Source organism: Polaromonas sp. (genome assembly GCF_030689685.1).
Lineage (GTDB): Bacteria > Pseudomonadota > Gammaproteobacteria > Burkholderiales > Burkholderiaceae_C > Polaromonas.
The window spans coordinates 73283-80304 of the sequence record NZ_JAUYEY010000052.1 but is presented as its reverse complement, the minus strand read 5'-3'; the positions used below and the strand labels follow the sequence as shown (position 1 = coordinate 80304).

Annotated in this window: 6 protein-coding genes; 3 read left to right on the top strand and 3 right to left on the bottom strand. The window is 63.4% G+C overall.

Annotated elements, in window-relative coordinates; all coding sequences use genetic code 11:
• Nucleotides 1-446 precede the first annotated feature (446 nt).
• Entirely contained in the window at nt 447-1433 is a 987-nt protein-coding gene (locus Q8O29_RS13300) for a hypothetical protein (RefSeq protein WP_305563529.1), read from the top strand.
• Nucleotides 1434-1603: 170 nt separating this feature from the next.
• On the opposite strand, the gene Q8O29_RS13295 is transcribed toward Q8O29_RS13300, so the two are convergent.
• The 3 genes from Q8O29_RS13295 to Q8O29_RS13285 all read right to left on the bottom strand — a co-directional run bounded on the left by Q8O29_RS13295 (nt 1604) and on the right by Q8O29_RS13285 (nt 3562).
• A complete protein-coding gene (locus Q8O29_RS13295) occupies nt 1604-1972 on the bottom strand; it encodes a type II toxin-antitoxin system PemK/MazF family toxin (RefSeq protein ID WP_305563527.1) in 369 nt (122 codons plus the stop codon).
• Nucleotides 1965-2195 carry an antitoxin of toxin-antitoxin stability system gene (locus Q8O29_RS13290; protein ID WP_305563525.1) on the bottom strand — a complete coding sequence of 77 codons (231 nt, stop codon included), beginning with the start codon at nt 2193-2195 and terminating at the stop codon, nt 1965-1967. Before Q8O29_RS13290 ends, Q8O29_RS13295 begins: the two co-directional genes overlap by 8 nt.
• Before the next feature lie 86 nt (nt 2196-2281).
• Complete coding sequence (locus Q8O29_RS13285; RefSeq protein WP_305563524.1) at nt 2282-3562, bottom strand: phosphatidylserine/phosphatidylglycerophosphate/cardiolipin synthase family protein; 1281 nt, start codon at nt 3560-3562, stop codon at nt 2282-2284.
• A gap of 264 nt (nt 3563-3826) precedes the next feature.
• On the opposite strand from Q8O29_RS13285, the gene Q8O29_RS13280 reads away from it, so the two are divergent.
• Both Q8O29_RS13280 and Q8O29_RS13275 read left to right on the top strand, forming a co-directional pair.
• On the top strand, nt 3827-6202 hold the full coding sequence (locus tag Q8O29_RS13280; protein ID WP_371134237.1) for a penicillin-binding protein 1A: 2376 nt from the start codon (nt 3827-3829) through the stop codon (nt 6200-6202).
• 241 nt (nt 6203-6443) lie between these two features.
• On the top strand, nt 6444-7022 hold the full coding sequence (locus Q8O29_RS13275) for a DUF2889 domain-containing protein (protein WP_305563522.1): 579 nt from the start codon (nt 6444-6446) through the stop codon (nt 7020-7022).

The following is a 7022-nucleotide window of genomic DNA, read 5'->3' as shown; positions in this document are numbered from 1 at the left end:
CCCCCCCCCCGCCCCCCCCCCCCCCCCCCCCCCCCCCCCCCCCCCCCCCCCCCCCCCCCCCTACGCGTCAATCGTCGCAAATGACAGCGGGCTGTTTCTGCCTGTATTGAACTCCACCCGGCGCGCCATTGGCTGATGTCCGCCTGGATGGCCTGGTAGGCGCGCTGAAAACCAAAGTGCGCCTGGCCTGCACCCAGCTCCCATGGCACCAGGTGCGCGTGGGCGTTGGTGCCCAGGTCGGCCAGCTTGTCGGGTTGCGTTCCGCGAAAGGCGAGCAAGGCCGTGCCGTCGCTTGTATGAATGGCGCCAAAAGCTTCGGTACCCACCAGGGTGCTGCGGCATGCGCATCCTCCAATCAGAGGAGCGGTTCGCGTGCTGCCCTCCAATTGGGGGATGTGAGCCGGTAGGCCCGGTGCTAGATTGGCCCACCACTACCCGGAGCCACGATGAAAATTGCCTTCACGTCCTGCACCTGTGCAGGCTTTATCCGCAACCAGCCGGTGTGGGATTCCATCCGCCTGGCGCAGCCCGACCATGTCGTTCTTCTCGGCGACAACATTTACAACGACGTGCCGTCACCGGGTATGTCTGTCCTGCAGGCGATGAACGCGCACGAGTTTGCCGAGCATCTGTATGTGCGCTACGCGCAGCAATTGGCCAACCTGCGGTTTCGCGCCATGGTGGCTGCGCCCGGCATCCAGGTCCACGCGATCTGGGACGATCACGACTTTGCCTGGAACGACGCAGAAGGCGGCGTGATGCTGGGGCAGCCGGTGCATGCCGACAAGGTGAAGGTGTCCACCAGTTTCATGCGCGAGTTCCGCCGGGTGCTGGCGGCAAAAGACCTCACGCTGTTCCCGTCTTCCGCCGGTGACGCAGCTTTCTGGCTGGACGTTGCGGCGCCGGTGTTCACGCCGATAGGCGCCACCTCCATCAAGCTCGAGTCGGATGGCCGGTCGTGGCTGCACCTCACGGACGGCCGTACGCAGCGCAAGGGGCAAACCCTGCTGGGCAGTGCACAGCGCGCCCTATTGACGCAGCAGTTCGCGGCACATCCAGACGCCTTGCACATTATTGCCAGTGGCGGCACTTTCAGCCAGCAGGACTGTTGGGCGAAGTACAAGGACGACTTCAAGTGGCTCAAGGAAAGCATTGGCTCCAAGACGTGGCTGATGCTCAGCGGCGATGTGCATCTCACCGGCCTGCTGACCCACAAGGTGTCGGGTGCCGGCCGCCTGGTGGAGCTCACGGCCTCGGGGGCAGCCAGCGTGGCCAACTTGAACCCCGTGTTGCCCGGCCCCGAACTGCGCAACCACGGCATGGTGGAACTGCGGGCCAATGACATCAAGCTGGATCTACTTGCTTTCAACCAGTATGTGACCTCTGCCGTGCTGCCGCGCCGCGCGGGCGGCGACCTGGTGGCGCCTGAGTGACGGGGACGCCCCGGTCCGAGCTTGGCGCCTGATTGCGGCGGTGTAGCCTGCGCAGGGCATAGCCTGACGCTCAAGGCCTCGTCGGCGCCGTGCAGGTGATCTTGGTCCAATCCGAGAACCAGCTACATCGCGGGTGGCTAAGACTGGTCAGCCGTATGCTTACTGGCTGCTCATTCACCCACCAAAATTCGAAGCGCTTCTTCCACCCGTTTCATGTGTGTGCGTGGTAGCTCGGTGATGGCTTTGTCCCCCATCAAGCGCCGATTGGAGATGGTGCGAACCTGGTCTATCAGCAAATCGGTTTCTTCCTTCATCTTGCCCAACTTGCCAAGTGCCACGCGCAAGGGGTAACCGTCTCCCTGGGCATCGCGATAGGTATTTGTCGTTCCGGGTATGACGATGGTGGTGGCATGACCTGCCGCGTTGAGAACATTGGTCTGGATCACCAGCGCGGGTCGGCCACGCTTGCCTGGTTCTTCTTTGTGGGTTTGTGGCTCGAAGTCCACCTCCCACACCTGGCCGCGCTTGAGTTTATGCAAGGCCGTCTCCGACGGTGGCGTCTATTGCCTCGTTTTCCGCCAGATGGCGAGCCGACAATTGCTTCGAAAGAAAGATCATGCGCTCTTTGAGCAAGCGCTCGTTTTTTTCGCGCACGGCCTCACGCACGTAGTCCGAGCTGGACATATTGAAGGCGTTGGCCAGAGCCTTGGTTTGCTCGGCAAACTCAGTCGGGGCCCGAAAAGAGAGAGTCGCGGTGCTCATGGTGCATCTCCATTTTGTATGACGTAATTGTAATACGTTTTTGTGTTTGGAGGCAGGGCAAAGATGGGATGATTTGAGCACGCTGCTCACAACACCTCATTGAACACATAAAACAGGTTGTCCTTGAATTTGTGCCACAGGCCGCGTTGCTGCCAGACTTTGAGCTCGATCTCCTGGCAGCGCGCCACGTATTTCTCAAACACGGCGTCGAGCTGCGTTGCCAGCGCTTCGTCCCGGATGCCCAGCGTGATCTCGTCGTTGGTGTCGAAGGAACGGTCGTCGAAGTTGCTGGAGCCGATGGCGCTCCAGACGCCGTCGATGGTCATCACCTTCTGGTGCAGCAGGGTGTGCGGGTACTCGAACAGGCGCACACCGCACTTGAGCAGCTTTTCAAAATTGCGGTGGCCGGCGTGCTGCACCATGGGGTTGTCGGAGCCGCTGGTGGACGGCATCATCACGCGCACGTCGACACCGCGCTTGACGGCTTCACCGAAGGCGTCGATGGCTTCAGGCTTGGGGATGAAGTAGGGGTTCTGAATCCAGATGCGCTTTTGTGCCAGGCAGATCGCGGTGTGGTGAAGAATCTTCACGGCCGGGGCCGAGCCTTCGGGCTTGGCGTAGGCGGCGTGAATGCTGACTTTGCCGGTCGGTTCCAATTCGGGGAAGACATTGTCGCCAACAAACAGTTCGCCGGTCTGTCCGCCCCAGTTCTCGCTGAAGGCGGCCTGCACGCTGTGGACGATGGGCCCGTGTAGATGCACGCTGAGGTCGGCGAAGTGTTTGCCGTCTTCGGCATTGCCCAGCCAGTTGTCGACGACGCAGTGGCCGCCGACAAATGCTTCTTTGCCGTCGATCACTGCGAGCTTGCGGTGGTCGCGTTCGTTCATCACGCCGATGGTGTAGATCGAGCGCTCATGGAACATCACGAGCTTGCAGCCGGCGTCTTCCATCTGTTTGCGCTCGCCCTTGCCGATTTTCTTGGAACCGGTGGCGTCGAGCAGCACGCGCACCTTGAGGCCGGCGCGCGCACGTTCGGACAGCGCGTCGGCCATGCGCTGGCCAAGCAAGCCTTCCTTCCAGAGAAAGGTCTCGAAGTGCACGGTCTGCTGTGCCGCGCCTATGCGTTCTACCAACACGTCGAAGAACGCGCCGTTTTCCAATAGCTCGACCGAGTTGCCGGAGCTCACGCTGCCCAGAGACAAACCCGCCAGCGAGGGCATCAGCGTGTCTATGGACGCGCCGTATTCGATTTTCAGTTTGGGACTGCGGTGGCGTTTGATGGACCAGATGACCAGGCCCAGCAGCGTGATGATGCCCAGGGACAGCGCCAGCGCGCCGTGCATGGCACTGCCGAGAAAGGAGTTCACGATCCGCCGAGTTCGCGAACCCGGTCGGTGAAATCAATGCGGTCGGGTTCTACGCCGGGCTGGGCCATGACTGTCTCCTGAGAGGAAGGAAGGTGGGTATGTGGAGGGTACAGCCGCTGGCGCTTGCAGGCTGTAGGCCATTGCCGCAGCGCGTTGCCCGCGTCGGGCGAGTCCGGCTCTGGACTGCTTGGCTGCGGCAGCCGATGGCTTCTGTGCCTGGCGTCCTACAGGCTGCTGTTGCCGCACCCTCTACGCTGCTCGCACATGATTACACCGCCCGACATCGACCTCACCGAGCCTTCTCCGTCCCGCCTGCGGCAGATCGCCGCTTCCATCGCGCATGGCCTGCGGCACCCGACGCTGCGCGGCATGGCCTGGGGGCTGGCGGCGGTGCCGGTGGCGTTGCTGATCTACGTGCTGGCGTTGATTCCCTTCACGCCCAGCATCAACGACTTGCGCAAGGTCAAGGCGGCCAAACCCTCGGTGGTGTTGTCGGCCGACGGACAGGAACTGACGGTGTTCAGCCGCGCCAACCGCGATTGGGTGCCGCTGGCCGACATCTCGCCGCATGTGGTGAACGCGCTGATCAGCACCGAGGACGCCCGCTTTTACCAACACCGCGGCATGGACCTGCGGCGTACTGCGTCCGCTGCCATGAACACCGTGCAGGGCAAGGTGGAGGGTGGCTCGACCATCACACAGCAACTTGCGCGCAACCTCTACCCCGAGGAGATCGGCCGCTCGCGCACCATAACGCGCAAGATCAAGGAGGCCATCACCTCGCTGAAGATCGAGGCGGTGTATTCCAAGGATGAAATTCTTGAGACCTACCTGAACACCGTGCCTTTTCTGTACAACGCCCACGGCATCGAGATGGCGGCGCGCACCTATTTTGACAAGACGGCCGACACGCTGGACGTGCTGGAAAGCGCCACCCTGATCGGCATGCTCAAGGGCACCAGTTACTACAACCCGGTGCTCAACCCCGAGCGCGCGCTGCAGCGCCGCAACACCGTGCTGGGCCGCATGGTGCGGCACCAGAAGCTGCCGGCCGAACAACTGACCGCGCTGAAACAGATGCCTTTGAACGTGGACTTCGAGCGCCAGGAGCCCGAGCTCGGACCGGCGCCGCACTTCACCCAGCAGTTGCGCCGCTGGCTGATCGAATGGGCCGATCGCAACAGCTACAACATGTATGCCGATGGCCTGGTGGTCCACACCACGATCGATTCGCGGCTGCAGGCCATGGCCAACGAGGCGGTGACGCGGCAGGCGGACAAACTGCAGGCGCTCTCGGACGCGGACTGGGCGCAAAAATCCGGCTGGACCGCCAAAGGCGCCAAACGCGAGCTGATGCTGACCTTTGTGCGCGATTCAGCCGAGTACAAGGCTGCGATTGCTGCTGGGCAGAGTGACGAGCAGGCTTTCAAGGTGCTGGCCGGCGATGCGACTTTCATGCAAAAGCTGCGTGAGGACAAGACGCGGCTCCAGGCCGGCTTCCTCGCGCTGAACCCGTCCAGCGGCCATGTGATGGCCTGGGTCGGCAGCCGCGACTTTGCCATTGACCAGTTCGACCATGTGGCGCAGGCGCGCCGGCAGCCGGGCTCGACCTTCAAGCCTTTTGTATATGGTGCCGCGTTTGAAAACGGTTCGCGGCCTTACGACGGCTTCATGGACCAGGCGGTGGATATCGCCATGGGCGACGGCAGCTTCTGGCGGCCCAGCGACGGCGGCGGCCCCAGCGGCACGCCTATGACGCTGCGCGAAGGCCTGGTTTATTCAAAGAACACCATCACCGCGCAGGTGATGCAGATTGTCGGCCCCGCGCGCGTGGCCGGCCTGGCACGCAGCATGGGGGTGCGCCAGAGCAAGCTCGACGAAGTCATGTCGCTGGCGCTGGGCACCAGCCCGGTGACGCTCAGGGAGATGGTTGCCAGCTACGGCACGCTGGTCAACGACGGCCGGTATGTGCCGCCCATGGTGGTCACGCGGGTGGAAGACCGCAAGGGGCAGGTGGTGGAAGCGTTCCAAAGCGCGGTGGCCGAAACCGCGATGTCCATCGCCGCCGCCAACATGCTGCTGGACGTGATGCGCGGCGTGGTCGATCAGGGCACCGGCGCCGGCATCCGCAGCCGCTACGGCATACGCGCCGACGTGGCCGGCAAGACCGGCACCACGCAAGACAATACCGATGGCTGGTTCATCTTGATGCATCCGCAATTGGTAGCGGGTGCCTGGGTCGGCTTCAACGACAACCGCGTGACCATGGGAAACCGCTGGGGCCAGGGCGCGCAAAGTGCGCTGCCCATGGTGGGCGAATTTTTCCAGCAGGCGATCAAGGCCAAGGTGGTGGATGCGCGCGCCAAGTTCTCGGCCCCCGATGGCCTGAGCAAACAGGCGCCGCCTGGGCTGGACCCGCTGCTGCTGCCCGGCGCGCCGTGGGCCGAGACCACCCCGGTTGAGCCGCCGCTGGGGAGCGCAGTGACGGTGCAGGGGCCACAGAGTGGCGCGCCGGCGGGCATGTTGTCGCCACCACCGATCAAATACGTGACCATCCAGATCCTTCCGGCCGCCCCGGCGCCGGTTGCAGAACTGCCCGTGATGGAGATGCCCGCGCCGCGCGTCGTCTCAGAGCCTTGATGGTTTTACCGGCGTGACGTCGCGGCCGGCCGCAAGGCCAGCCAGGCGATCAGCGCCAGCCTGCCCCCTCAGCGTTGCTGCGATTCGGGTCCGAAATTGCTATCAAATGCATAGCTGTTAGCCCATGTCCTGTATGGGCTGGATGCCGATTTGATGCCTCAATGGGCGGCGTGTCGCCGCTGGCGCAGCTCGCAAGCTGCCTTGCGGAGGAAAATGGTGCTTTCAGCCCGACGACCACACCATGCCCTTGCCTGCCCCCCAAGCCCGCTCCCAGTTGCACACCCGCGCCGTTGTTTACCGTGGCTACCGCCGCGAGGACGGCCTGTGGGACATCGAAGCGGAAATGACCGACACCAAAACCTATACGCTGGAGCGCTCCGAGCGCGGCGAGATGCCGCCGGGCACACCGATCCACGGCATGGCGATACGCGCGACGGTGGACGACCAGATGACCATCCGCGAGATCAGCACCGCCATGGACCGCACGCCGTTTGACGAATGCCGGGCCAGCGTGGACCCGATGCAGCAGATGGTGGGCGTCACCATGGGACCGGGCTGGCGCCAGGCGATTGAAAAAGCGCTGGGCGGCATCAAGGGCTGCACCCATTTGCGCGAGCTGCTGTTCAACATGGCGACGGCTGCTTACCAGACCGTGCCGGTCTACCGCGAGCGTCTGCGCCGCCAGTCGGGTGTGCCCGAGGCTGACAACGCCGCTCCGCCTTACCACCTGGGCAAATGCCTGGCCTGGGACTTCAAGGGTGCGGTGGTGCAGCGCCACTACCCGAAGTTTGTCGGCTGGCAGCCCCTGAAAAAAGTGTGA

Excerpts from the sequence above, each read along its gene's own strand:
- Q8O29_RS13300 (WP_305563529.1), top strand. The coding sequence starts at position 447 with ATGAAAATTGCCTTCACGTCCTGCACCTGTGCAGGCTTTATCCGCAAC.
- Q8O29_RS13290 (WP_305563525.1), bottom strand. The coding sequence starts at position 2,195 with ATGAGCACCGCGACTCTCTCTTTTCGGGCCCCGACTGAGTTTGCCGAG.
- Q8O29_RS13280 (WP_371134237.1), top strand. The coding sequence starts at position 3,827 with ATGATTACACCGCCCGACATCGACCTCACCGAGCCTTCTCCGTCCCGC.
- Q8O29_RS13275 (WP_305563522.1), top strand. The coding sequence starts at position 6,444 with ATGCCCTTGCCTGCCCCCCAAGCCCGCTCCCAGTTGCACACCCGCGCC.